This window comes from Streptosporangium sp. G12, from assembly GCF_052983175.1.
This window is the reverse complement of the sequence record NZ_JBRIQO010000028.1, coordinates 34,429-57,206: the sequence shown is the minus strand read 5'-3', so window position 1 is coordinate 57,206 and position 22,778 is coordinate 34,429. Positions and strand designations below refer to the sequence as shown.

General features: G+C 69.1%; 24 protein-coding genes and 1 tRNA gene. 13 read left to right on the top strand and 12 right to left on the bottom strand.

Annotation, left to right across the window (positions count from 1 at the left end; genetic code table 11):
• Nucleotides 1-47 precede the first annotated feature (47 nt).
• Nucleotides 48-881, top strand: coding sequence for a patatin-like phospholipase family protein (locus ACVCAG_RS35595; protein WP_440081328.1), 834 nt, complete (start codon nucleotides 48-50; stop codon nucleotides 879-881).
• 181 nt (nucleotides 882-1,062) lie between these two features.
• Nucleotides 1,063-2,097 carry a 1-acyl-sn-glycerol-3-phosphate acyltransferase gene (locus tag ACVCAG_RS35590; RefSeq protein ID WP_440081329.1) on the top strand — a complete coding sequence of 345 codons (1,035 nt, stop codon included), beginning with the start codon at nucleotides 1,063-1,065 and terminating at the stop codon, nucleotides 2,095-2,097.
• Nucleotides 2,098-2,112: 15 nt separating this feature from the next.
• Here ACVCAG_RS35590 and ACVCAG_RS35585 read toward each other — a convergent pair whose 3' ends face one another.
• The 4 genes from ACVCAG_RS35585 to ACVCAG_RS35570 form a co-directional block, all read right to left on the bottom strand.
• The gene (locus tag ACVCAG_RS35585; protein ID WP_440081330.1) at nucleotides 2,113-2,316 is read right to left on the bottom strand and encodes an SHOCT domain-containing protein; all 204 of its coding nucleotides are present in this window, start codon (nucleotides 2,314-2,316) and stop codon (nucleotides 2,113-2,115) included.
• Nucleotides 2,317-2,525: 209 nt separating this feature from the next.
• Entirely contained in the window at nucleotides 2,526-4,067 is a 1,542-nt protein-coding gene (locus tag ACVCAG_RS35580; protein ID WP_440081331.1) for a cobyric acid synthase, read from the bottom strand.
• Nucleotides 4,068-4,347: 280 nt separating this feature from the next.
• Nucleotides 4,348-5,322 (bottom strand): cobalamin biosynthesis protein, encoded by a 975-nt coding sequence (locus ACVCAG_RS35575; RefSeq protein ID WP_447191187.1) that lies wholly within the window; start codon nucleotides 5,320-5,322, stop codon nucleotides 4,348-4,350.
• Entirely contained in the window at nucleotides 5,306-6,112 is an 807-nt protein-coding gene (locus ACVCAG_RS35570) for a phosphotransferase (protein WP_440081333.1), read from the bottom strand. The genes ACVCAG_RS35575 and ACVCAG_RS35570 overlap by 17 nt, the downstream gene beginning before the upstream one ends.
• A gap of 374 nt (nucleotides 6,113-6,486) precedes the next feature.
• Between ACVCAG_RS35570 and ACVCAG_RS35565 the strand changes: the two genes are divergently transcribed.
• Both ACVCAG_RS35565 and ACVCAG_RS35560 read left to right on the top strand, forming a co-directional pair.
• A tRNA-Arg gene (locus ACVCAG_RS35565) sits at nucleotides 6,487-6,560 on the top strand.
• Nucleotides 6,561-8,228: 1,668 nt separating this feature from the next.
• Nucleotides 8,229-8,543: a hypothetical protein gene (locus tag ACVCAG_RS35560; RefSeq protein ID WP_440081334.1), complete on the top strand. Its 315-nt coding sequence runs from the start codon at nucleotides 8,229-8,231 to the stop codon at nucleotides 8,541-8,543.
• Between the two features lie 155 nt (nucleotides 8,544-8,698).
• Here the strand turns inward: ACVCAG_RS35560 and ACVCAG_RS35555 are convergent, their stop codons facing one another.
• Nucleotides 8,699-9,052, bottom strand: coding sequence for a PIN domain-containing protein (locus ACVCAG_RS35555; protein WP_440081335.1), 354 nt, complete (start codon nucleotides 9,050-9,052; stop codon nucleotides 8,699-8,701).
• 67 nt (nucleotides 9,053-9,119) lie between these two features.
• Entirely contained in the window at nucleotides 9,120-9,365 is a 246-nt protein-coding gene (locus ACVCAG_RS35550) for a hypothetical protein (RefSeq protein ID WP_089211966.1), read from the bottom strand.
• A gap of 366 nt (nucleotides 9,366-9,731) precedes the next feature.
• Here ACVCAG_RS35550 and ACVCAG_RS35545 point away from each other — a divergent pair, with 366 nt between their 5' ends.
• Nucleotides 9,732-10,478: a hypothetical protein gene (locus ACVCAG_RS35545; RefSeq protein WP_440081336.1), complete on the top strand. Its 747-nt coding sequence runs from the start codon at nucleotides 9,732-9,734 to the stop codon at nucleotides 10,476-10,478.
• Nucleotides 10,479-10,781: 303 nt separating this feature from the next.
• Here ACVCAG_RS35545 and ACVCAG_RS35540 read toward each other — a convergent pair whose 3' ends face one another.
• Complete coding sequence (locus ACVCAG_RS35540) at nucleotides 10,782-11,297, bottom strand: hypothetical protein (RefSeq protein ID WP_440081337.1); 516 nt, start codon at nucleotides 11,295-11,297, stop codon at nucleotides 10,782-10,784.
• A 120-nt stretch (nucleotides 11,298-11,417) separates the two neighbouring features.
• Between ACVCAG_RS35540 and ACVCAG_RS35535 the strand changes: the two genes are divergently transcribed.
• Both ACVCAG_RS35535 and ACVCAG_RS35530 read left to right on the top strand, forming a co-directional pair.
• Nucleotides 11,418-12,110: a hypothetical protein gene (locus tag ACVCAG_RS35535; RefSeq protein ID WP_440081338.1), complete on the top strand. Its 693-nt coding sequence runs from the start codon at nucleotides 11,418-11,420 to the stop codon at nucleotides 12,108-12,110.
• 383 nt (nucleotides 12,111-12,493) lie between these two features.
• Entirely contained in the window at nucleotides 12,494-12,742 is a 249-nt protein-coding gene (locus ACVCAG_RS35530; RefSeq protein ID WP_440081339.1) for a hypothetical protein, read from the top strand.
• Between the two features lie 108 nt (nucleotides 12,743-12,850).
• Here ACVCAG_RS35530 and ACVCAG_RS35525 read toward each other — a convergent pair whose 3' ends face one another.
• Nucleotides 12,851-13,450 (bottom strand): short chain dehydrogenase, encoded by a 600-nt coding sequence (locus ACVCAG_RS35525; RefSeq protein WP_440081340.1) that lies wholly within the window; start codon nucleotides 13,448-13,450, stop codon nucleotides 12,851-12,853.
• 70 nt (nucleotides 13,451-13,520) lie between these two features.
• Between ACVCAG_RS35525 and ACVCAG_RS35520 the strand changes: the two genes are divergently transcribed.
• Nucleotides 13,521-14,381 (top strand): LysR family transcriptional regulator, encoded by an 861-nt coding sequence (locus tag ACVCAG_RS35520; RefSeq protein WP_447191186.1) that lies wholly within the window; start codon nucleotides 13,521-13,523, stop codon nucleotides 14,379-14,381.
• A gap of 39 nt (nucleotides 14,382-14,420) precedes the next feature.
• Here ACVCAG_RS35520 and ACVCAG_RS35515 read toward each other — a convergent pair whose 3' ends face one another.
• On the bottom strand, nucleotides 14,421-15,038 hold the full coding sequence (locus ACVCAG_RS35515) for a hypothetical protein (protein ID WP_440081342.1): 618 nt from the start codon (nucleotides 15,036-15,038) through the stop codon (nucleotides 14,421-14,423).
• A 2-nt stretch (nucleotides 15,039-15,040) separates the two neighbouring features.
• Entirely contained in the window at nucleotides 15,041-15,613 is a 573-nt protein-coding gene (locus ACVCAG_RS35510; RefSeq protein ID WP_447191185.1) for an RNA polymerase sigma factor, read from the bottom strand.
• Nucleotides 15,614-15,979: 366 nt separating this feature from the next.
• Here ACVCAG_RS35510 and ACVCAG_RS35505 point away from each other — a divergent pair, with 366 nt between their 5' ends.
• The 5 genes from ACVCAG_RS35505 (at nucleotide 15,980) to ACVCAG_RS35485 (ending at nucleotide 18,918) form a co-directional block, all read left to right on the top strand.
• Nucleotides 15,980-16,360 (top strand): hypothetical protein, encoded by a 381-nt coding sequence (locus ACVCAG_RS35505; protein WP_440081343.1) that lies wholly within the window; start codon nucleotides 15,980-15,982, stop codon nucleotides 16,358-16,360.
• A gap of 27 nt (nucleotides 16,361-16,387) precedes the next feature.
• Nucleotides 16,388-17,002: a carboxymuconolactone decarboxylase family protein gene (locus ACVCAG_RS35500; RefSeq protein WP_447191184.1), complete on the top strand. Its 615-nt coding sequence runs from the start codon at nucleotides 16,388-16,390 to the stop codon at nucleotides 17,000-17,002.
• A 4-nt stretch (nucleotides 17,003-17,006) separates the two neighbouring features.
• Nucleotides 17,007-17,585 (top strand): TetR/AcrR family transcriptional regulator, encoded by a 579-nt coding sequence (locus tag ACVCAG_RS35495; RefSeq protein ID WP_447191183.1) that lies wholly within the window; start codon nucleotides 17,007-17,009, stop codon nucleotides 17,583-17,585.
• 258 nt (nucleotides 17,586-17,843) lie between these two features.
• The gene (locus ACVCAG_RS35490) at nucleotides 17,844-18,464 is read left to right on the top strand and encodes a histidine phosphatase family protein (protein WP_447191182.1); all 621 of its coding nucleotides are present in this window, start codon (nucleotides 17,844-17,846) and stop codon (nucleotides 18,462-18,464) included.
• Nucleotides 18,465-18,582: 118 nt separating this feature from the next.
• The gene (locus ACVCAG_RS35485) at nucleotides 18,583-18,918 is read left to right on the top strand and encodes an SCO4225 family membrane protein (RefSeq protein ID WP_447191181.1); all 336 of its coding nucleotides are present in this window, start codon (nucleotides 18,583-18,585) and stop codon (nucleotides 18,916-18,918) included.
• Nucleotides 18,919-19,012: 94 nt separating this feature from the next.
• Here ACVCAG_RS35485 and ACVCAG_RS35480 read toward each other — a convergent pair whose 3' ends face one another.
• Entirely contained in the window at nucleotides 19,013-20,830 is a 1,818-nt protein-coding gene (locus ACVCAG_RS35480; RefSeq protein WP_440081348.1) for an adenylyl cyclase, read from the bottom strand.
• A gap of 366 nt (nucleotides 20,831-21,196) precedes the next feature.
• The gene (locus ACVCAG_RS35475) at nucleotides 21,197-22,741 is read right to left on the bottom strand and encodes an MFS transporter (RefSeq protein WP_447191180.1); all 1,545 of its coding nucleotides are present in this window, start codon (nucleotides 22,739-22,741) and stop codon (nucleotides 21,197-21,199) included.
• Between the last annotated feature and the right edge of the window lie 37 nt (nucleotides 22,742-22,778).

Here is a 22,778-nt window from a genome sequence, read left to right as displayed (position 1 = left end):
AACCCGCCCGGCGGCGCCGCGCTCGGCCGCGGGGCTATGGTGAGCCCATGAGCCTGGACACTGCCTTCGTACTGGGTGGCGGGGGCGTCCTCGGCGCCCACGAGGTGGGCATGCTGCGGGCGCTCGACGAGGCGGGCATCAAGCCCGACGTGATCATCGGCACGTCCGTGGGCGCCCTGAACGGCGTCGTGCTCGCCGCCGCCCCCGGTGACGCGGTCGCGCGCCTGACCACGCTGTGGGGTTCGGAGATCGTCCGTACGGCGTTCGCGGGGTCCTGGGTGACCCGGCTGTCCACCCTCGCCAGGAGCGGCACCCACCTGCACTCCTCCGAGCCGCTGCGCGACCTGCTGGCCCGGACGCTGCCGGTCTCCCGCATCGAGGATCTGTCCGTGCCGTTCCAGTGCGTGGCCGCCTCCGTCGAGCGCGCCGCCGCGCACTGGTTCACCGAGGGCCCCCTGGTCGACGCGGTCCTCGCCTCCTGCGCCGTCCCCGGGTTGCTGCCGCCCGTCCGCGTCGGCGACGGCCACTACCTCGACGGCGGGCTGGTGCACAGCATCCCGGTCGGCCGGGCCGTCGCGCTCGGCGCCCGGCGGGTCTACGTGCTGCACGTGGGCAGGATCGAGCGTCCCCTGGTCGTGCCCCGGCGCCCGTGGGAGGTCGGCATGACCGCCTTCGAGATCGCCCGGCGGCACCGCTTCACCGAGGAGATGGCCACCCTGCCGGACGACATCGAGGTCCATGTCATGCCGTCCGGGGGCGAGTCCCGTCCAGGAATAGACCTCTCTCAGCTGCGTTACCGGGATTCATCGCATATATCTGAATACATCGACCGCGCGTACCGGGCCTCGTCCGACTACCTGGTCCGGCAGGCGTCCTCCTGAGCCGCTCCACGCCACCGTCCGCATCAGTACCGATATAAACCAAGCCGCGTCATATGTCCATATCGGGGTAGGCCCACATCGGGGGTACTCATGAGGAGGTACGTCCGGATCATCGCCTCCTGAGTCACGCCGGCCCCGCACGCGCACCACGACCGCACATCCACACAGGCAGGAGCCGCTCGTGCTGCCTCCTCGCATCATCCGCCGCCTGGTCCTGGCCCCGCTCGTCATCGTGCTCACCGTCGTCGCGGTGCTCACGCTCCCGATCTGGCTGCTGGTGGTGGCCGCGGCCTCGCTGCGCCTGCCGCCCCCGCAGCGGCGCGGCACCCGGCTGGTCTGGTTCGCGCTGGCGTGGCTGACGCTGGAGTCGATGGCGCTGTGCGCCTGCCTGTGGCTGTGGGTGGCGAACGGCCTGGGCGGCCGGCTCAACCGCGACGAGTACCAGGAGCGGCACTACGAGCTGATCCAGTGGTTCCTTTCCAAGATCTACGAGGCCGCGGTGCGGATCTTCCGCCTGAGCGTCGAGGTCGACGAGCCGCCGCCGACCTCCGACGAGATCTCCCGCCGCCTCACCCGCCCCGTCATCGTCCTGTCCCGCCACGCGGGCCCCGGCGACTCGTTCCTGCTCGTCCACCACCTTCTCGCCCGCTACGGCCGGCGCCCGAGGATCGTGATGAAGGCGGCCCTGCAGTTCGACCCCTCGCTGGACGTGGTGATCAACCGCCTTCCCAACGCCTTCGTCCACCGCGAGGTCGCCGAGAGCGGCATCATTGGCGAGATCCGCCGCCTGTCCTCCGACATGGACGCCGACGACGCCCTGGTGATCTTCCCGGAGGGCGGCAACTTCACTCCGAAGCGCCGCTGGCGGGCCATCCTGCGGCTGGAGCAGAAGGGCCTGTCGGAGGAGGCCGCGCGGGCCCGCAGGCTGCGGCACCTGATGCCCCCCCGCCCCAACGGGGCCATCGCCGCCATCGAGGCCTGCCCCGAGGCGGACGTGGTCTTCGTCGCGCACACCGGTCTTGACGACCTGGTCACCTTCGGGGACATCTGGACCCGCCTCCCGCTCAGCGCCCAGATCAAGGCCAAGTGGTGGCGGGTCCAGGCCGCCGACGTACCGCGCGACCGTGAGGACCAGATCCGCTGGCTCTTCGACCAGTGGGAGGAGATCGACACCTGGATCACCGCGAACCAGCCGGCTCCCGCCCCCGCGGCCTGACCACGGCCGGCGGGACTACCAGTCCTGGGAGAGGCCCGACATGCGGCGGAGGTATTCGTCCTCGTCGATCTCACCGGCCGCGTAGCGGCGCTTGAGGATCTCCCGGGGACTTTCGGCGATGGACCTGCGCGCCGCGGAGGCGCGGACCGCCATGGTCACACCGACAACCACCACCGCGATCACCGCGACGACGAAGAGCAACATCAGGATGCGGGACATGGTCGGCCTCCCATACCCCCATCGGACCTGGCGGGGGAATTTCGAGTTTACCCGGCAGAGGGACCTTCTCTTTTTCCCCGGCCGAAGTGATGTGCCCGCCTTCGATCCTCAGGGGAACAGTGCGGGAGACCACTCCCCCGGCCTGCGGAGGGAGCACCGGCTCGACCGGCGGGGAAGGCACCGGCTCGACCGGCGAGGAAAGTACCGGCTCACCCGGCCGCGGGAACACCGGCCGAGAAGTCCGGAGCCTCGCGCGAAGCCCCGCCGGGTGGCAGCGACGGCAGTCCCCGAGGCGCCCCGCCCTCCAGCAGCCGGAGCAGGGCGCCGGTGTCGACGTTCCGCTCGATCAGGTCACCGAGCGCGTCCAGCCTCTCCTCCCGCAGGGCGGCGAACGACACGTCCGGTGCCGGGGTGAAGTCACGCCCGGAGACGGCGGCCACCTCGGCGAGGAAGGCCCGGCGGAAGCCGTCGTTCTCCAGGGCGCCGTGCCAGGTGGTCCCCCACACCGAGCCGTCCCGGCAACCGTCCAGGAAGGGCTCGCCGCCGTCGGCCGTCACCACGCCGTGGTGGATCTCGTACGCGGCGACCGGGTGGCCGTACGCGGTGCCGGCCGGACGGCCCAGCGTCTTGTCCGCGGCGAACTCCACCGACGCGGGCAGCAGCCCCAGCCCCTCGACCAGGCCCGCTCCCGACTCGACGTCGTCGCGGATGGTCCTGGCGAGCATCTGGTAACCGCCGCAGATGCCCAGCACCGCCCGGCCCGGCAGGGCCGCGGCCAGGCCGGTGGCGCGGAGCCACGCCAGGTCGGAGACCGTGGCCCGGGAACCGGGCAGCACCACCAGGTCGGCGTCGTCCAGCTCGCCGGGGGAGGTCACGAACCGGACCGCCACCCCGGGCTCCGAGGCCAGCGCGTCCACGTCGGTGAAGTTGGAGATCCGCGGCAGCCGCACCACCGCCACCCGCAGGGTCTGCCTGCCGTACGGGGCGCGCGCTCCGATCGCGGGCCGGTTGTCCAGGGCCAGGGAGTCCTCGACGTCCAGCCAGAGGCCGTCCAGCCAGGGCAGTACCCCGTACACCTCGCGGCCGGTCAGCTCCCTGATCATGTCCAGCCCCGGTTCGAGGAGCTCGGGCGCCCCCCGGAACTTGTTGATCACGAACCCGGCGACCAGCGCCTGGTCGGCGGGTTCCAGCAGCGCCACCGTCCCGTACAGCGCGGCGAAGACCCCGCCCCTGTCGATGTCGCCGACCACGACGACCGGCAGGTTCGCGGCACGGGCCAGGCCCATGTTGGCGATGTCCCCCCTGCGCAGGTTGATCTCCGCCGGGCTGCCCGCCCCCTCGCAGACCACCACGTCGTACGCGCCCCGCAACCGCTCCAGCGCGTCCACCGCGACCTGGCGGAGCCGCTCCTTGACGTCCCAGTACTCCATCGCGTCGACCTCGGCCATCGGCCTGCCCATCACCACGACCTGGCTGCGCCGGTCGCTGCCCGGCTTGAGCAGGATCGGGTTCATGTCCGCGCTGGGCTCCAGCCCGCACGCGGCGGCCTGCATCGCCTGGGCCCGGCCGATCTCGGCGCCGTCGGCGGTGACGAAGGAGTTGAGCGACATGTTCTGCGCCTTGTACGGCGCGACCCTCACCCCCTGCCGGGCCAGCCAGCGGCAGATCCCGGCGGTGACGACGCTCTTGCCCGCGTCGGAGGTCGTCCCCGCGACCAGCAGCGCCCCTTTAGCCCCTTTCGCCCCCTTCACGCCTTCGCCCCGGCCCGAGGAGCGGCGAACCCTGCACGACGCACGGCACCGCGACGACCCGTGACACCGGGACGGCAGGTGGCATCAGGACAGATCGGAACCGCGGGCGGTTCTCCGGGGGAATCAACCATCATGGCGACCAGCATGCCGCCCCCGCGCCCGCGCCGCCCACCCGGACTCCCGAACAGGCCCTTTCGCCCTCCGGCCGTGTCCTTCCGGTACGCCTGATCCCCTCCGTGGCCCCTTCACGGCCCCTTCACGGCCCCTTCTCCTCGGCCGCCTACCGGCGCCGCAGGACGGCCAGGACCGCCAGGGCCGCGGCCCCGAGGCCCACCGCCCGCGCGAGCCGTACCGACCTGCGGATGTCCGCGACCGAGGGCTCGGGCCCGTCGCCCATCTCCGGCCGGTGCTCCACGCGGGTGCCGTACACGTTGACCCCGCCCAGCGTGAGGTCCAGCGCCCCCGCGAAGGCGGCCTCGCAGCGGCCCGCGTTGGGACTGGGGTGGCGGTGACCGTCCCTGCGCAGCACCGCCACCGCGCGCCGCGCCGAACCCCCCACCAGGGGGGCGCCGAGCGCGGCGAGCAGTCCGGTGATCCGGGCGGGCACGAAGTTGGCGGCGTCGTCGAGGCGGGCCGCCGCCCAGCCGAAGCGCTCGTAGCGCGCGTTCCGGTGGCCGACCATCGCGTCCAGCGTGTTGACGGCCCGGTACGCGAGCAGGCCGGGCACCCCGGCCACCGCCCCCCAGAACAGCGGCGCCACCACCGCGTCCGAGGTGTTCTCCGCGATCGACTCGACGGTGGCCCTGGCGAGCCCGGCCTCCCCCAGCCCGGACGGGTCGCGCCCGCACAGGTGCGACAGCCGCCCCCGCGCCCCCGCGAGATCACCGTCCTCCAGGAGCCCGGCCATCGCCGCGCCCTCGCGGCCCAGCGTCGTACCGCCGACGACCGTCCACGTCGCCGCCGCACTCAACGCGGCCCGCACCACCGGGTTGCGCGACCGGGTCGCGGCGTGGCCGAGCAGCGCCACCGGGACGACGCACAGGGCCACGTGGAGGACGCCCCGGGCCCGGCCGTCTCCGTAGACCCGCCTCTCCACCCCGGCGGCGGCGGTACCGAACAGCGCGACCGGATGCCCGCGCCGGGGGTCGGCGAGCACGGCGTCGATCACGACCCCGGCGAGCATCCCCACCCCCTCGGCCACCCCCGGCCGCCTTCCCCTCACCCTGATCTCCGGCCGCCTAAACGAGATGCTCATGGAGCTCATCCTGGTGGGTCTCCAGCCACACGCGGGCCCGCCGGATGCGCTCCCCCGCCCCGCCCGCCCACATCCGGGCCCATCCGCCGCCCTCGCCCTGCGCCTCGGCCTTGGTCCGCATCGCGTGGTACGAGCGGTCGAAGCGGAGCCGGGCGAGATCCAGCAGGCGGCGGCGGTCGCGGGGCGTCAGGCCGTACTCGTCGCAGAACAGCCGGAGCCGGGGACCGACGTCGAGGCGGCGCTGGAGCGGCTCCAGATCGACGGGATCGGCGATCGGCGCCCAGTGGCGCAGCGTGGTGACCACGTCGAACAGCCGGGTCGTCGGCCGGGCCATGTCGAAGTCGATCAGCGCGGCGGGCAGCCCGTCGCGGAAGATCACATTGTCGAGGTTGACGTCGCAGTGCCCGATCAGTTGCGGTGCCGCGTCGTCGTTGGACCCGGCCTCCCAGACGGCCCCTCGCGGCGGGACGAAACCCTCCGCCGCGTCGTGGAAACCGCGCAGCAACCGCGCCAGCGCGGCCAGCGACTCCCCGGTGAGCGCGAACGAGGGCAGCGGCCTGGCCGCGGACTCGCCCTCCACATAGCTCAGGATCTCCCTGCCCCGCTCGTCGACTCCCAGCGCCCGGGGAGCACCCTCGAACCCGGAGCGCTCCAGATGGCGCAGGAGCGCGTGCACCGACCCCGTGGAGGCCCTGCTGGGCCGCCGGACGGTGTCCCCGACCCGCACCACCCCGTCGGTGACATCACCGCCCAGAAGGGGGATCTCCTCTTGGACCGTGGTGACGAACATGGCATACGAGCCTAGACCGCCTCGCCTCTTCGAGAGAACGATTCGGGCAGACCGCTCCCACCGGACGGACAGCCCCGAAGGACTTCAGGCCCTTCCGAACGCCCGATCCCCGCCCTTCCGAACGCCCGATCCCCGCCCTTCCGAACACCTGCCCCCGCCCCCGCCGCGCCCGGCGGAAGAACTCGCAGGTCAGACGCACAGAGGAGTCCCTCGCCGTTCCGGCTCCCCCCTTTCGAACGGCCCTCACCCACCTGAGCCGAAGCGGGTGAGCGGTCACTCTCCCCGCAGAGCGGGTGATCCACAGAGTGATCCTCACGACACCGGCCCAAAACCGTTACGTGGGCACTCCCCGGATCATGCACAATTGAGCGGGAGCACCCTTAGCTCAGCTGGATAGAGCATCGGACTTCTAATCCGACGGTCGCAGGTTCGAATCCTGCAGGGTGCGCTGCCAAGACCAGGTCATCCACGCGCTGACCTGGTCTTTTGCTTGTCCGGGACCCAACCCCCTCATGCAGCCGCAGGCGGCCGAAAGCAGCCGTATGCCACCGGTCGCGGAACATACGCGGAATACCCGAGGCCCCGTTTCCCCAGGTGAGCCCGAGGGTTCCGGAGCCTCGAGGGGCGATTCCGGGGCCGGAACGACGAAGGACCCCGAGGTGTCCCGGGGTCCTTCATGGAGCATGATCCGTGCCATGTGACGAGCGCTGCCAAAATTCTTTGGTTCGCCACCTCGCGCTGGCCGTCGATGCACTTGGCGTAGACCCTGAGCATCACGTCCACCCCGTGACCGGCCCTCTCCGCGGCTTCCGGCGCGTGCACCCCGGCGTTGAGCCAGAGGGAGACCGCCGCGTGCCACAGGTCGTACGCCTGCCCGCCAGAGGGGAGGCGACCTGATCGGGGGTGAAGGCGTACGTCCGAGCCTCCTTCCAGACCTTGGCGTACGCCGACCCGGAGATCAGCCCGCCCGCACGGGTCCGGAAGAGCCTGCCATCGGCGGTGACGCCGTGACGGTCGATGTGATCACGCAGAATGGCCACCAGCTCCGGCGGGATCGGCACCGGCCGCGTCTCCTTCTCGTCGCGGTGCTTGAGACCACCCTCGCCGTGGGTCTCCCGAGTCGGTGAACCGCTTGTTGCTCTGCGGCTTGGTCTTCTCCAGGGTGAGCAGTCCTCAGCCGGACGCCGGAAGGTGACAGTCCTTCTTGCGGAGCCCCGCCGCCTCCCCCGGACGCAGGCCACCGAAGTACATGCAGGCGAAGAGCGCCGCGAGCATCCCCCCCCCCCCCCCCCCCCCGCGACCGGTCCACGTAGGTCACCGCGGTCAGCAACTCACGGGCCTGAGCCGGATTGACCACCGAACGCCGATCGATCTCACCGCCGGACTTCGCCTTGCGGAGCTTGACCGTGTACAGCGGATTCGCCGGAAGCTCCTCCATCTCCACCGCGTACTCCAGCACGTGATGAAAGACCGCCCGCTTGCGACGGTAGGTCAAGCGGCGGCGCGCCGCGCCGCCGTACCCGGCCCTCTGCCGCCCGCCGACCGGGCGTGCGGCGTGGGCGCCGGTCCCGGTCAGCGGCGCCCCGGGCCGTCCACCGACCCGCGCGCCCGCCGTATCCAAGGCTCTCGCCGCCCGCCGGCCCGCCGCCGCTCCGCTTCCTGGGCATGCATATGATCAGCCTGTCGACAGGAGCAGGCCGTGATTCACTATCCGTTCGCGATCTTCCTTCTTCTCGTACTTGTATCAGCGGTCGTCATCCCCATGGTGATAGCCATCGCGCTTATCCGGCTCTTTCGAAGCTGACGCCTCCGGCGGGGGATTCCGCTCCGGGATGATCGAGACTGCCGATCGCGGAGCCGTAGCCGGCTGAGGTGAGGCCGGATCTTCCCGTCTGCCACGTCCCAGGCAAGCCCAACAGCTCGACTTCTCCGGATCAAGGCCGTCTGTGACCGTCGGCATCCCATGGCCGAGGAACGTCCACCGGCCGGCGTACACGCGAAGACGGCCTTGACCCTCCGTCCCCGAGCTGTTGCCCCTCTGGGGTGGGACGAGGCAGACGGGAAGATCCGGCGGGCGGGGCGTGCGCAGGTGCGCAATCCATGCCACTCTGCGCCTATGCTCACCGTCCGCCAGCTCCTCGACTACCTCACCGGTTTACCCGATGAAACCCCCGTTGTGATCGACGTCAATGCCGGGGACTGGTACCTCCGTGTGGAGGAGGTCAATGTCACCACCGCCCAAGACGCCACAGCGGGCGGAGACCCCCACGAAGGCACCGAGGTTGAGATCTTTTGGGAGCCCGGCCAACACGGCTGGACCGTGAACGGCCCTTCCAAAACGCTCTTCACCCTGGATGACGTAGAGAAGCTGATCGTCGAGCGTGACGCGCTCCGCCGACAACTGAAAGAACTTCGCTCGTCGGGCCATTAGCAGGCCATTAACCAGGGTGACGAGGGGTCAACCACGGTCACTCACGACCGGCCGAACGCCCAGCTCAGCCGCTCTACAAGGCGTGATCGATGCACTTCCCAAGCTGACAGCGCGGGTTCGATTCCTGTCACCCGCTCCACCCTTGTAAGACCAGGTCAGCCAAGCACTTTCGGTAGAAGCGTGAACGCCGGCACATGTCGAGGTCGGATCAAAGTGAAGTCACGTCGGTCCAGCGTCGCGATCTGAGTAATATTCAGGCGTTCTGCGATGGCGACCACGGACACGTCAGCCGGGTCGAGTCGAGCATCTCGGTAGGTGCGGACGAGCCCTGCCATTCGTCGCACATCGGCTGGCACCAGATCGACCAGTTCAAACTCCTCAACCGCCAGATCGAGAAACTGCGCATGCACGCGAGGTCCCATGTGCCTGTTGATGGTCCACCCCGCCTCGATCAAGTAGTCGAGGGCAGCAGGAGCGGCCCCTCCAACTTTTCGAGAAGACGCACGCATGAGGCATGGTGCTTATCATCTCGATCAACGACAGCGATCAAGGGGCCAGTGTCCAGGAGCGTGGAAGTCACGTTGACCGATTGAACCGCTCCGCCAGCAGATCTTCGACCCGTTCCGACAGATCCCCTTCACCGGAGGCCCCGATCCCCGCGATCGACAACCGCCGACGCCGAACCGGCTCATCGGTCTCTTCGTCCACGGTCTCAGCCAACTCCGGATCCGTCTTCACCAGACGCAGCAGACGACGCGCCTGGTCCGGAGAAAGCCGATCGACCAGATGGTGGAGCTCCTCGTGCGCGTGCCCGGCAGTCATACCTCTGAGTCTACGTAAGCGTCTGCGCTTACCCCAGCCCAACCGCCGTATCAGCGGTGTCTTGACATCGAGACTTCGTGCCAGATGCGTGCCAGAACGAGTGGGGAACCACGGTCACTCACGGGGAGTCACGGGGACTCGGCCCACTCTGACCTGCACCCCTGTTTTCCCAACTCAGGGCAGCAAGGTCAGTAGATGCTTCCCAAGCTGATAGCGCGTGATTGATTCTGGCGTCTCTGCTTCAGCGCTTCGTCCAACTCGACCGGAACTTTATATCCGTCTTGTCCGTCATCATCGCCAAAAGGGGAAACAGGCGGTGCCGATCGATCATGTATTGGCCTCATACCAGCCGAAGGGCGACGCATTTTGATCAACCTGGCCCCGCGCGTCCGAGCACTCGCCGGACGCGCCACGACGCTCCTCTCCTACGGCTACCCCGCAGAGAACAGGACGATGTACGGCGTGGCGGTCTTGGACGGGGACGGGCTGGTCCTGTTCTACTCGCCGGGGGCCGGATCCCGGCATGAGCTGGAGGAATTCGCCGCCGACCAGGGGCTGATCTTCGAGTTCCGGCGATACGGAACCTCCGCGGAGGCGAGGGTCGCCTTGGCCCGTCGCGCCCCGGGCTGGAAGGGGCTTGCCCCCACGGACCCGCCTGCTTCCCATGAGAGCCCACGCATGCACCTACTCGAGCCCGTGAACCAATTCCGCTACATCAAGATGATCATCAATATGTGGTCCGATATGCGAGCCCGTCGTGCCCATGCCCGGCTGAATCGACCTCACAGATCAGGCGGTCATGAACTCTCGCGTCTGGACGGCCGGGCCTGTCACCTCTTCGCCGAGCACGGTCAGACGGCGCTGGAGTCGGAGGATGGCCTGCGTCTGATTCCCCAGGCCGATCTGTTGCTGTGCTACACATCCGAGTCGGACGTGCATGGCTTGATGGTGTTCGGCGAGCCCGGTCAGCCCTTGGTGCACCTACCCGGACGGTGGAATACAGAGGATACGCAGCGCTTCGCCGGACGGAACATCCTGGGGTTCGAAGCACGCAGATTGCCACACGAGGAATACCTGGCCTTGACGGGTCGGGTCCAGGACGCGGTTCCTTGAGTGACCTGCACTGCGAACGGATCGTCTGCTACGTGCCCGTCGGGAGAAGACTCTCACGCGGAACCACAGAGGGCGCAATCAACAGCATGACCAATGCCGCAACAAGTGTCGACACATCACCAAGGTACCCAGTCGGCCGCGCGGTATATGCACGGGATGATCTTCGGCGGTCGAGCTCGGGAAAGATGCTGCCGCTCTGGTGAGAGGCCTGTCTCCGCTGGGAACGTGGCCCTCTTGAAAACCGCTAGCTGGGAGGTAGCGCTCTGACCATGTTCGATCGCCGGCAAGGTCAGACGTGATCTGTTACACGCCGAGGCCGTGTCTCGTGTACCGAGGATCGGGAAGCCCGAACTCCATGCCGTTCTCGTCGAGGGCGTTGTAGATCGTCATTCTGCCGTCCGGGAAGACGAAACTGACGGCTACCATCCCCTTGGCTATGTCCTCACCGTCCCATTCGAGAAGCTCCACAGCGCGCAGTCTCTGCCCTGCCAGCGCGGCCAGCTCACCTGGCGCATCTCTTCGCCAGGCCAATCGGAATCCCTGTCCGGCCCAACTCAAGGGCTGTGCCGGATCGACGATGTTCCACGTGATCGAGATCTCATCGAACTTGTGGTGAACGACCTCGACCTGTTCACCCTCGAAGTCCAACAGGACCAGGCCGTCGCAGAACCAGGCGCTCTCGTCGAGATCCCACACCAGCAAGGCGCGGGTCAGTCGCCGCCCCTTCAGCAGGGCCAGTCTCCGGCCGTGAGCGGCGAAGATCGCCGAACGCCCCCGCAGCCACACCGGCTTGTAACCGGCGATCCCGAAATCGAACACCTGGCGATGATGCCAGGAATCGGCAGCAGGCAGCCACGTCTTTTGAGCAGCCCTTTTCCGAGTGAACACGGCTCATAGGCTGGGTGGAGATAGCGGGTGATCCGACAGAGGGGCATGAGAATGCGCATCACGAACCGGTTCGTGCCGGGGCGGCCCCCATACCCGCCGGGCGCCGAAGAGGCTCTTGCTCATGTCATTCATCGGGCCTTCACCGACATCCGTCACATGGTCCGCTACCGCAAGCCGCTCTGGCTGGACAGCGATGACCCCGGGCCCGAATCAACCGCCTACCTCCAGAAGATCCATATGCTGTCGGACCTCGGTGACCAACTGCCGTCGTGCCTGGCCGCCATGGTCCGCCGGCCCCGATCTCCTGAGAAGATCACATGGAACCTGACCTATACCTGGAGGACCGCCGGCCCGGACAAGCGCCGATGGCTGCGAGAGGCTTTCGCCCAAGTCGGCTACGACCATCGCCATCTGTTCCCTGACCGCGGAGACCATGACACGTACGACCAGGCGTCACGACTCGGGAAGTGGATCCGAACGGCCCGAATCGCTGCAGAGGTCGAGCTGACCGCCTGCGGGTACGACAGGAAGGTGTGGGAGGAAGACGACTGGCACAGGCTGGAGGAGATCCCCGGCCCGGACGGCCCACGTCCTCATGTCATTTTCACGTTTTCCGCCCGCCCCAGACTTGCACGTTGGTTGAGGAAGTCCTCACTGATCGTCGCTGTAGACGTTGAGACGGATCAGGCGACCCTGCTACCTGAAGATCCGGAACATGTGCGGAATGAACTCATCCGCCCTTGACCCATGAGGTGGAAGAGCGCAGATCACGACACCACCCGGTGGACGAGCCGCACTCCACTTCTAATCCGACGGTCGCAGGTTCGAATCCTGCAGGGTGCGCTGCCGAGACCAGTTCATCCACGCGCTGACCTGGTCTTTCGCTTGCCAAGGGGACACACCCCTCAGGCAGCCGCAGGTGTGCCGTTGAGGAACATTCCCGAATTGTTCTCATGAAAATCAAGCGGCGGCGTGCCGCGCCGTACCCAGCCCTCCGCCGCCCGCCGTCCAGGCGTGCGGCGTGGGCGCCGATTCCGGCCGGCGGCGCCCTGGGCCGTCCACCGACCCGCGCACCCGCCATACCTGACCCACTCGCCGGCCACCGGCCCGCCGCCCACAGTGACGACATGGCCGAGAGCACACCACCTTCAGACAGTCGCTACTCCGAACTCGGCAGGCTCATCGAAGAAGAGCGCTACATGGCCCTTGAGCTTCGAGAAATCCGCGCCGAGATCGCAGGCCTCGTACAGCAGCTCCTCCCCCACCACTCGCGCACCGACAAGATCGACGAAGTCGTGCAGGCCAGCGGATACAGCCGACATCTGATCGATGTCCTCCGCTACGAAGACCACCCCTGGCACCGCCCAACCTCCTAGCGGCAGAGTCGACAGGAACAGCCTCCGGTGGGGGCACCTCGACTCCGGGATGATCGACGTTGCAACGCGAGACCGTAAGCAGTTTCCGAATGTTCCTGCTCCCCGGCACTACGGAAGGGAGTAGATCTGGCCGGTCTGGGCGCCTTCGATCGAGCGGACGTAAGCCGCGGCGACATCTTTGAGGTCCACCGGCGGGAAGCCGGGAAAGTAGGCCCCGTACTTGTCGAGATCCTCGGTGAAGACCGTCGGGGAGACGGCATTGATCCGCTGGGGGGCGATTTCGATGGCGGCCGCCCGCACGAACGCCTCCACCGCGCCGTTGGCCAGGGACGCGGCACTGCCCGTGACGACGGGCTCACGAGCCAGCACTCCGCTGATCAGGGTGAAGGACCCGCGCTCGGAGACGTGAGGAACACCCTGACGCACCAGCTCGATCTGGCTGAGCACCTTGCCGTCGAACGCCGCCCGGTAGTCCTTTGGCGTCATCTCGACGAACGGCTTCCAGGGGACGTCGCCGGCAGCGCTGACCACGGCCTCGACCGCATCCGCCTTTGCGTACAGAGCCGTGATCTGAGTGGGGTCGGAGATGTCGTGGCGGAGGTCACCACTGCTTCGGCCGACGGTGAGCACATCGTGGTCACGCCCGAGCAGGGTCTCGCGCAAGACGGTGCCGAGTGTGCCGCCGGCGCCGATGAGGAGGATCTTCATGGCGACAACGTTACGGTGGTACGGAACCGGTAGTGAAATGCTCTTCAGGCGGCATTTATGCTCGGCGATTATGAATGTGGAACTGCGGCACCTCCGGGCCTTGGTGGCGATCGGAGACGAGGGCACCATCACCGGTGCCGCGCTCGCTCTCCACATGAGCCAGCCCGCGCTCTCACGCACGTTGGAGCAGTTGGAGAGCCGTCTGGGTACCCGGCTGGTGGAGCGCACCACTCGCAGCCTCGCGCTCACCGAAGCCGGGAGGCGACTGTGGGAGCACGCCCACCGCATTCTCGACCAGGTGGACACCGCGCTGGCCGAGGCGGTCGCCGGGACGCGGTCGCGCTCCATCCGGGTGGCCTTCGCCTGGTCCGCGCTGGGCAGCCACACGGTTCCCCTCCTTCGCGCCTGGCGTGACCGCCACCCCGACACACCCGTGCACGTCCGGCGCGTGGACGACCCCGAGACGGCCGTGCGGCGAGGCGAGGCCGACATGGCCTTCCTGCGCGCCGAGCCCACCCCGGATCCCAGCCTGGCGAGCTGTTCTCTCATTCGCGAGCAGCGGATGGCGGCCGTGTCCGAGGAGGACCCGCTCGCCCGGCGCTCGGCCGTGCGCCTGGCCGATCTCGCGGGCCGGCCCGTGGTCCTGTGCTCGACCGCCTCGACCACGCGCGCCGACCTGTGGCCCGACACCCAGCGGCCCCCGACCTTCCAGGTGCCGGGCGTGGACGAATGGCTCACCACCATCGCCACCGGGGAGGCCGTCGGGGTGACCACCGCGGGCATCGGCTACAACCACCCTCACCCGGGCATCCGCTACCTGCCCCTGTCCGATGCCGCCCCGGTGACGGTGTATCTGGTGTGGCCGAGCAGGCCCTCTCATCCCGCGACCGAGGCCTTCCGCCTGCTGGTGCAACGGCAGCTGGCGTCCTAGCAGCGGCATGCCCGGCGGGACCGTGGCGGCAAGAACCCCTCAGCCGGTGTCCGCGACGGGCGTGCACGGCTGCACGGGGGTGTCCGCCTGGGCCAGCCACGTGCCGAGTCGCCAGGGCACCTGTGCGTTCGGGTTGTCGCGGAACTCCATCACGAGCGTCTCGCCCGGCCTGATGTGCTCGGGGGAGATCCGGATCGTCCGTACGGAGGTCACCGTGGCGGCCTTGAGCGAACGCGATTCGTTCACGAGTGAACGCAACTCGTCCGGTCCCGTGGTGGGCGGCCCGTCGTAGCTCGGATCCACACCGGCGAACCGAGGAGCCACGCACCGCGTGCCCGCGGCCAGGAACGTCACGTCCGCCTTGATGCCGGCCGCGCCCAGCTTGGCCTGCAGCCCTTCGGGGTCGCGTAGCTCGTTGACGGTCACCGTGAGCGTGCCGTCCGAGCTCTTGGCCAGCGCGTAGGCGGGAGTGTCGTTTCCGATGATCAGCGGTATGACCGCGACCGCCGCCGCGACACCGGCCGCGACCAGCAGCCGGGGGGCGGTGACGAAGCGCCGCCGGGGGTGCATCCCGTCGAGGAGCCGTCGCCGCGCTCCGGCGAGCTCCTCCGGGGTGGCCGGCGGAATGGTCTCCCACATGGCCTTCAGTGTGTCCATCGTCATTCTCCTCGTTCTTCCTGGTTCAGGGCTTGGCGGATCTGGAGACGGGCTCGGTTGAGCCGCGAGGCGACGGTGCCCGGTGGGATGGCGAGCGCGTCGGCGACCTCCTGGTAGCTCAGTTCGGCCCAGGCGACGAGCAGCAGCACGTCGCGATCGGCTCGTTTGAGTTCCAGCAGGGCCCGTGCCAGCGGCCGGTTGACGGCCAGGGTGTTGACTCCGTCCTCCACTTGGAGGCCGGGTATCTCCGCCGGATGCACGCCGCTGCGGATGTACGCGCGGTAGAGGTTCGTCTCGGTGCGCCGCCGCTTGCCGATCACGTTGGAGGCGATGCCGTACAGCCACGGGCGGGCGTCGGAGCGGCCCCGGTCATAATCGCTCCGGCGTTGGAAGGCGGCCAGAAAGGTGTCCGCCACGACGTCCTCCGCCTCGCTGGGGCCCAGTCGCCTGGTCACGTAGCGGTGCAGGAGCGGCGCGTGCCGGTCGAACAGGACGGCGAAGATCTCGGGGTCGTTCAGCGACCTCTCGATGAGGGTCGCGTCATCGACCTCGATGGCTTCGCGGGGGATTGTCATACATGTTGGCCTTTCCTGGCGTATGAGGTCACCTGTAGTTACCGCGCCGGGCCGAAATCCTTCATCGGGCAATCACCGCGCCCCGGGGACGCGGCCGACGCGGACCACACGAGGAACGATCTTCGTCGCGCCCGCCCGGCGAATGACGCTCTCCCCCGACGACGGCCCTTCCGGTGCCGAAGCCGCCGAGCAGGTCTTGAACGGCCAGGTCGTCGACGGCGCGGGAAGCGCCACCAGAAGTATGACGATGGTCACTATCAGCTGACTTTTCATGAAACGGACTCGCCAGTCCGGTACTGTTCATCACTAAACGGACCATTGAGTCCGTTTCCACGTCGATTCGCCACGCAGAAGGAAGTTCGAGTGATGAACCATTCGCGTATCAGCGAAGCCCTCCGGGAACTGGTCTTCGAGCCCAGGCTTGAGCTGGACGAGGCCCTGGACAAGTACTACGCCCCCGGCTACGTCCACCGCAGTGACGGGACGTCCCTCGACCGCGTCGAGTTCGCCGAGATGGTGGCCGGCACCCGGAGCCGGATAGCCGGCGGCACGGTGACCGTGCTCGACGAGCTCCGGGACGGTCCCACCTATGCCGAGCGGCATGTCTTCGAGATCACCATGGTGGACGGTTCCACTCTCCGGCGGGAGGTCTTCGTCTTCGGCTCCTTCGCCGAGGACGGCCGCTTCCAGCACCTCAGCGAGACGGGGTTCTCCGTAAGCCCGGACGAGACCCGCCGACCGGCCTGACGAGACCTGAAGAGAGTGGAGAAGGACATGCCCCGTCTCGCGGATCCCGATCCGAAGACCATCCCGGACGACGTACGCGAATTCCTCGCCGTCCTGCCGCCGGACCCGCTGGTCAGGATGCTGACCCACTCGGCCGGCACCGTGAAGCCGTTCATCCGGCTCGCGAAGGCACAGTTCAGCTCGCTGGAGCTGCCGGCCCGCTCGCGGGAGATCGTGATCCTGACCGTGGCCGAGTACGCCGGGTGCGAGTTCGTCGCGGCCCAGCACCGGCCGATGTCGGAGGCGGCCGGTGTCGACGAGCGCACCAGGCGGCTCATTCGCGGCAGGGAACTCGACAGTCCCGAGCTGTCGGCCTCCGACCGGGCCCTCATCCGGTTCACCGCCGAGGTGGTTCGGCGGCCCACCGTGTCCGACGAGCTCTTCGACCAGGCCCGGCGGTTCCTCACCGAGCGCGAGATCGTGGAGGTTCTCCAGGTCGCCGGCTACTACTGGTCGTTCAGCCGGGTCTGCACCGTGCTCGAGGTCGAGATCACCAAGGTGTACGGCGCCGGCGAACCGGTGCTCACCGGCGGATCCGACACCGCCAGGCTCGGCCCGGCGGGTGTCCCGGGTGAGCACGGCGACGATGCTGGGGCACACTGATTCCATGGCCTCGTCCGACATCATCCGGCCGCCGACCGAACCGGCCCGCTCCCATCGGCGCCTGGACGCCCGGCGCAACCACGAAAGGGTGATCGCGGCCGCCCGGGAACTTCTCGCCCAGCACGGCCTCCAGATGACGGTGCCCCAGGTGGCGGAACGGGCCGGGGTCGGCCGGGCGACCGTGTATCGGAGTTACCCCACCAAGGACGACCTGATCGTCGCGCTCGTCCAAGAGCAGTTCCAGCAGCTGGAGCAGCGTACGCTCGCCGCGCTCGACAGCGACGACGCCTACCAGGGACTACGCGACTACATCCCCGACCTGCTCGAACACCTCACCCGCAACCGAGGGCTCGCCGCCGCGTTCTTCGAGGGCAGGCTCGTCCCCGCCGGCCGCCTCCTGGAGCTGATCGCCCGGCTCGTCGAAGCCGCCAAACCGTCCGGCCGGATCCGTCAGGACGCCAGCGAGCTGGACCTGCGTGTCGTCCTCTGCGGAGTGATCAGGCAGCTCATCACCCTGGACCGGTGGGACCAGGCCCTGTGGCGCCGTTACGGGCACATGGTGCTCAACGCGTTCCGCCCCTGAGCGGTCCGACGAGACGCCCTCGCCGCACGAGACCGGTCACGGCCGGCGATTCGCCCCCGATCCGGCGGTCGCGGACCCCCGGCCCGGCCCACGCCATCCTCTTCGAGGACGAGCACCACATCGCGCGGCGGGGCCTCTGCCTCGCCGGTCGCGTCCACGCCGCCCCGGCCGGCGTCCCTGCAAGCGAGTGACCGTCGTCGACGGGCGCCCGGACGGTGAGAATCGGTATGGTGTCGCCCGGAAGGCGAAAGGATCACTGTGCCGTACTCTTCCCGCTACCTGTATCTCACCCGGCACGGCGAGGCCTCGCCGGTCGAGGGCGAGCTGACGGAGAACGGCCGCCGGCAGGCCGCGCTGCTCGGCAGGCGGCTTCGGGGGGTTCCCCTCTCGGCGATCCACCACGGTCCGCTGCCCCGGGCCGGCCAGACCGCACGGCTGATCGGCGAGCAGCTGGACGGTGTCCCCCTGCACGTCTCGGAGGCCGCCGGAGACTACGTTCCCTACACGCCGGAGAGGGATGAGCTGCCGCCCGAGGCGGCCGACCACCTGCTCCGCTTCCTCGGCCTGTTCCCGGCCGAGGAGCGCGAGCGCGGCGAGGCGCTGGCCCGCGAGGCGCTGGAACGGCTGACGGGCCCGGTGGAGGGCGACGCGGACCGCCACGAGCTGGTCGTCACCCACAACTTCCTGGCCGGCTGGCTCGTGCGGGCCGCGCAGGACGCCCCGCGGTGGCGGTGGCTGGGGCTCAACCACTGCAACGCGGCGCTGACGGTCATCCGGTACGCGCCGGGCCGCCCCTCGGCCGTCCTCTTCTTCAACGACATGAGCCACCTGCCCGCCGGGCTGCGCTGGACCGGTTTCCCCGACGTGCCGCGCGTGTGAGACGCGGCCCGGCCGTGGCGGCGGCCGGTTCGGGCCTTCGGTTCCGAGTATCCGTACCGGGACAGGTCAGGTGTTCGTACCGGGACTTCGGCGGCGGCCCCGGGGCAGAGTCGGAGTCATGAGACCAGTTCGCGGCTTGGCCCGTTTCACTTCCCGGTACAGGCGGGGCACCCTCGCCTTCGTCCTCAGCGGCCTCTACGTCCTGCTCGTCATCGCCGCGCACATCGTCGCCGAGGTCGGCATGCGCCAGCCGGACAACCAGGGTCTGTCGGCGGTCATGCTGATCCTGGTGACCCTGCCGCTCTCGTGGCTGGTGATGATGATCCCCGCGGAGACGATTCCCGCCGGCGCGCATCTGCTGCTGCTCACCGCCGCCGGGCTGATCCAGGCGTCGTTCCTGTGGTGGTTGCTGCGCGGGCCGAGGGTGACCGTGCCCCCGGCGCGGGAGAGGTGACCGTCCGCCGGCCCGGAAGAATCCGGGTCGGCGCCGGCGGACGGTCGGCACGGGGTCCGCGGACGGGGTCACGCCCTCGGACGAGTGGGTCAGGTCAGGGGTAGCTGACGACGTTGCTCGTCCCGTACGAACCGACGACGGGGGTGCCCGCCTCGTTGATCGTGCGCTCGATGCCGCCGCTGCCGTTGAGGAAGACCGTGACCATGTTGTGGAACCTGGCCCCCGGCGTCTTCGGGACCTCGATGCCGCGGTCCGCGCGGATGTCCACACCCTGGTTGAAGAAGGAGTAGACGCCCATGCCCCACGCCTCGTGGTTCCGCACCCTGTGATCGACCTTGTACGAGGCCCAGCCCTTGCCGGTCGGGCTGTTCCAGGCTTCCTGGCTCGGCGGGTCGTAGGGGATCTCGCTCTGGTAGAAGATCGTCCGGCCTCTCTCGCCGTTCCAGATCGTCTGGTACTTCTGGTAGTGCTCGACGAACAGGCCGTACGCCGTCACGTCGTCGCCGTTGACCACGACGCCCGTGTCGGCCGTGTTCTGCGTCCAGCCGATCCCGTTGCCGTGGTCGCCGCGCCACGCCCAGATGTTGTCGACGATCGTGTCGTCGCTGTTGATCACGAGACTCGTCTTCGCCTTGCCCACCCAGGGTCCGCCGATGCGGAAGAAGACGTCCTGCAGCGAGATCGGGTTCCTGGAGTGGTCCCGGCGGCTGTGACGGTCGCCGACCTCGACGAGCGCCTCGGACTCGCGCCGCCCGGCGTCGACGAGCACGCCCGCGATCCGGACGCCGTCCACGTCCTCGATCCGCAGTGCCGCGTCGCCGGTGTCCGGAGCCAGGCTGGGCATGCCCAGGCCGAGCACGACCGTGTCCTTGTGCTTGACGCGCAGCGCCCGGTCGAGGTGGTAGACGCCCGGGGTGAGCAGGAGGTGCTTGCCGCGCGACAGCTGCTGGTTGATCCTGCTCGCGCTGTCGGTCGGCTTCGCGATGAAGAAGTCGCGGATCGGCAGCGACGATCCCTGCTGCTGCCGGCCGTCGGCCCAGGTCGTGCCCGAGGTGTTCCGGCGCAGGGCCGGGACGAAGACCTGGTAGGCGCCCGCGTCGTCGACGTACAGGAAGGGCTTCTCGCGCGTCACGGGACTGGTGGGCAGCGTCGTGTAGGGCGGGTTCGGGAAGCCCTCCGCGGGGGCGCCCACCACGCCGGAGAACACCTGGTTCCAGACGCCGTTGGTCCAGGCGTCGCCGAGCTGGCTGTCGCGCGTCAGCCACTGCTGCTGCGAGCCGTTGATCGTGACCCCGTCGATCTTCGAGTCGGCGATGTACCCGCCGCTGGAGAAACCGCCGTTCCCGGGCTCCAGCCAGAGGGTGCCGCGGATGTGGACCCGTCGCATCGGGGACGCCTGCGACACCGCCCACTGGTTCGACCAGTCGGTCGGCGTCACGGACAGGTTCTCGGCGGAGCGCCAGAAGTTGGTGAGCGCGGAGATGCCCGCCTCGGAACTCGGGTCGGGCTGGCCGACGACCCGTACCGCGCCGTTGATGTCGACGTCGTCGGGCGACCGGCCGAGCCCCGCGACGGTGGTGTAGTAGCCGAGCTTGGCGTTGACGTCGTAGCGGCCGGGCTTGAACAGCACCGCGTACCGGTTCGTGCCCATCTCGTTGTTCTCTTGCCGCGCGAAGATCTCGTCGAGCTTGGCCTGGATCTCGGTGGCGGGTGTCGACGGGTCGTACACGAAGACGTTGGGCCCGAAATCCGGTGCTCCGCCCGGCCGCGCGGCGGCGGGGCTCGCCACGGCCACCAGCCCCATGGCGGTGAGCGCCGCCACCGAGGTGGCCAGCGCGAGGAGACGGACTGAGGAGATGCCTCTGCGTGCGCGCGACGTCGCGCGTCCATCCTGGTCACGAGCTGTTCTCATCGACCTGCCTATCGAGACCGGGCGGCGTGACGTCACCGGGATGCCGAGAGAGCGCTCTCTCGCCGCCGCCGCGCTTACGTCAAGCCTTAAACGAAGTGGTGACGTATTTCTATACGGTTAATCGCGTCTCGCGCTACGGCAGAACGACACCTTTGTCGGCTCGTTGTGGATCGGGCCGAAGCCGGGGCCCGTGTCCGGGGCGACGGCGAGCTGCCAACTGCCACGAGAGTTCGCCGCGGCGCTGACCGTTTGGGCTGCTCGTCGGCCTTCTCCGCGCTCGGGCCGCAGATGCAGGGCGCCGTCGGGTCCTGTGTGCCGGCCACGAGGACACGAGAGGTCTTCGCTGTGCGCCCGGTTCCTACGTGGTCATCGGGCGGCGACGGCCTCGGGGGCTTCTGTCTCGTCCGTGACCGCGGGAGTCGTGTTCCTGGGGCCGCGGAAGGCGATGTAGACGAACAGGACGCCCATGACGGCGGCTCCTGCCCACATGGCCTGCTGCCAGCCGTCGACGAAGGACTGCTGGGCCGCGTGGAGCAGGTCCTGGGCGCGCGGGCCGGCGTTGCCGGCCGCTTCGACAGCGTTGGCGACGCCTTGGCGCGCGGTGTCTGCGGTTCCCCGGGGGATGCCGTGCAGCCGGTCGTCGATGGCGCCGCGGTAGCCGTTGGTCAGCAGCGCGCCGAGCAGAGCGACGCCGAGTGCGGTGCCGAACTCGCGGGTGACGTCGTTCAGCGCGGAGGCCACACCCTGCTCGGCGCGCGGCAGGGAGGCAGTGATGGCAGTGGTGGACGGGGTCATCGACAGGCCCATGCCCAGTCCCATGGCGAGCAGTCCGGGCAGGATGGACAGGTAGCCGCCTTCGACGGAGACGAACAGGGCCATGAGCGTGAGACCGAGTCCGGCCAGCGCGATGCCTGCCGCCATGGTGGAGCGGGAACCGATTCCCGCGGCGAGCTTGGGGGCCAGGCCGGAGGCGGCCATCATCATGACGGCCATGGGCATCATGGCGGCCGTGGACAGCAGCCCGGACCAACCGAGCACGGCCTGCAAGTACGGGAAGAGGACCACGCCGATGCCCGCCTGGACACCGAAGACCACCAGCAGCGTGATCGAGCCGCTGCTCAGGCCGCGCTCGCGGAACAGCCGCACGTCCAGCAGTGCGCTGTCGCGGCGGCGCAGTTCCCAGGCCACGAAGCCGGCGGCGGCGAGGAGGCCGACGGCGAGGCTGATCAGGGTGGCGGGGGCGGTCCAGCCGCGTTCGGGGCCTTCCTGCAGGACGAAGATGAGACCGGTCACGGCGAGGGTGGAGAGCAGTGCGCCAGCGGTGTCGAAGTGGTGGGCCGAGGTCTCGCGGGAGTTGGGAACCGCCTTCAGGGTCATGGCCAGGGCCACGAGGATCAGGGCCACCGGCAGAGCGAACAGCCAGCGCCAGGTGGCGACGTCGACGAGGAGGGCGGAGAGGAACATGCCCAGGATGCCGCCGCCGCCGGCGACGCCGGTCCACACGCCGATCGCCTTGGCGCGCTGTTCTTCGGGGAAGGTGGAGGTGATGACGGCGAGGGTGACCGGCATGACCATCGCGGCGCCGATACCGCTGGCGACGCGCGCGGCGAGCATCACCTCCGCCGTCGGGGCCAGAGCCGAGACGACGGTGGCGACGCCGAAGACGCCCAGTCCGGTGAGGAGCATGGGCTTGCGGCCCAGGCGGTCTCCGATGGCGCCGAGCGGCAGCAGCAGCGCCGCGAGGGCGAGGGTGTAGATGTTGATGATCCACAGGACCGTGCTCTGCGAGGCGCCGAACTCCACGGCCATGTGGGTCTGCGCGACGTTCAGCCCGGACACCGAGGCGATGACCGACATCAGCGCGAGGGAGACGGCGATCAGGACCGTACGCAGCTGACGCGCGTCCGGCATGTCTTCGCCACTGGCCGGTGCGGCTTGCCGGGGCTGG

Coding starts and splice junctions, on each gene's coding strand:
- ACVCAG_RS35595 (WP_440081328.1), top strand. CDS start 48: ATGAGCCTGGACACTGCCTTCGTACTGGGTGGCGGGGGCGTCCTCGGC.
- ACVCAG_RS35585 (WP_440081330.1), bottom strand. CDS start 2,316: ATGTCCCGCATCCTGATGTTGCTCTTCGTCGTCGCGGTGATCGCGGTG.
- ACVCAG_RS35575 (WP_447191187.1), bottom strand. CDS start 5,322: ATGAGCATCTCGTTTAGGCGGCCGGAGATCAGGGTGAGGGGAAGGCGG.
- ACVCAG_RS35570 (WP_440081333.1), bottom strand. CDS start 6,112: ATGTTCGTCACCACGGTCCAAGAGGAGATCCCCCTTCTGGGCGGTGAT.
- ACVCAG_RS35560 (WP_440081334.1), top strand. CDS start 8,229: ATGCTCACCGTCCGCCAGCTCCTCGACTACCTCACCGGTTTACCCGAT.
- ACVCAG_RS35555 (WP_440081335.1), bottom strand. CDS start 9,052: ATGCGTGCGTCTTCTCGAAAAGTTGGAGGGGCCGCTCCTGCTGCCCTC.
- ACVCAG_RS35550 (WP_089211966.1), bottom strand. CDS start 9,365: ATGACTGCCGGGCACGCGCACGAGGAGCTCCACCATCTGGTCGATCGG.
- ACVCAG_RS35535 (WP_440081338.1), top strand. CDS start 11,418: ATGCGCATCACGAACCGGTTCGTGCCGGGGCGGCCCCCATACCCGCCG.
- ACVCAG_RS35530 (WP_440081339.1), top strand. CDS start 12,494: ATGGCCGAGAGCACACCACCTTCAGACAGTCGCTACTCCGAACTCGGC.
- ACVCAG_RS35525 (WP_440081340.1), bottom strand. CDS start 13,450: ATGAAGATCCTCCTCATCGGCGCCGGCGGCACACTCGGCACCGTCTTG.
- ACVCAG_RS35520 (WP_447191186.1), top strand. CDS start 13,521: ATGAATGTGGAACTGCGGCACCTCCGGGCCTTGGTGGCGATCGGAGAC.
- ACVCAG_RS35515 (WP_440081342.1), bottom strand. CDS start 15,038: ATGGACACACTGAAGGCCATGTGGGAGACCATTCCGCCGGCCACCCCG.
- ACVCAG_RS35510 (WP_447191185.1), bottom strand. CDS start 15,613: ATGACAATCCCCCGCGAAGCCATCGAGGTCGATGACGCGACCCTCATC.
- ACVCAG_RS35505 (WP_440081343.1), top strand. CDS start 15,980: ATGAACCATTCGCGTATCAGCGAAGCCCTCCGGGAACTGGTCTTCGAG.
- ACVCAG_RS35500 (WP_447191184.1), top strand. CDS start 16,388: ATGCCCCGTCTCGCGGATCCCGATCCGAAGACCATCCCGGACGACGTA.
- ACVCAG_RS35495 (WP_447191183.1), top strand. CDS start 17,007: ATGGCCTCGTCCGACATCATCCGGCCGCCGACCGAACCGGCCCGCTCC.
- ACVCAG_RS35485 (WP_447191181.1), top strand. CDS start 18,583: ATGAGACCAGTTCGCGGCTTGGCCCGTTTCACTTCCCGGTACAGGCGG.
- ACVCAG_RS35480 (WP_440081348.1), bottom strand. CDS start 20,830: ATGAGAACAGCTCGTGACCAGGATGGACGCGCGACGTCGCGCGCACGC.
- ACVCAG_RS35475 (WP_447191180.1), bottom strand. CDS start 22,741: ATGCCGGACGCGCGTCAGCTGCGTACGGTCCTGATCGCCGTCTCCCTC.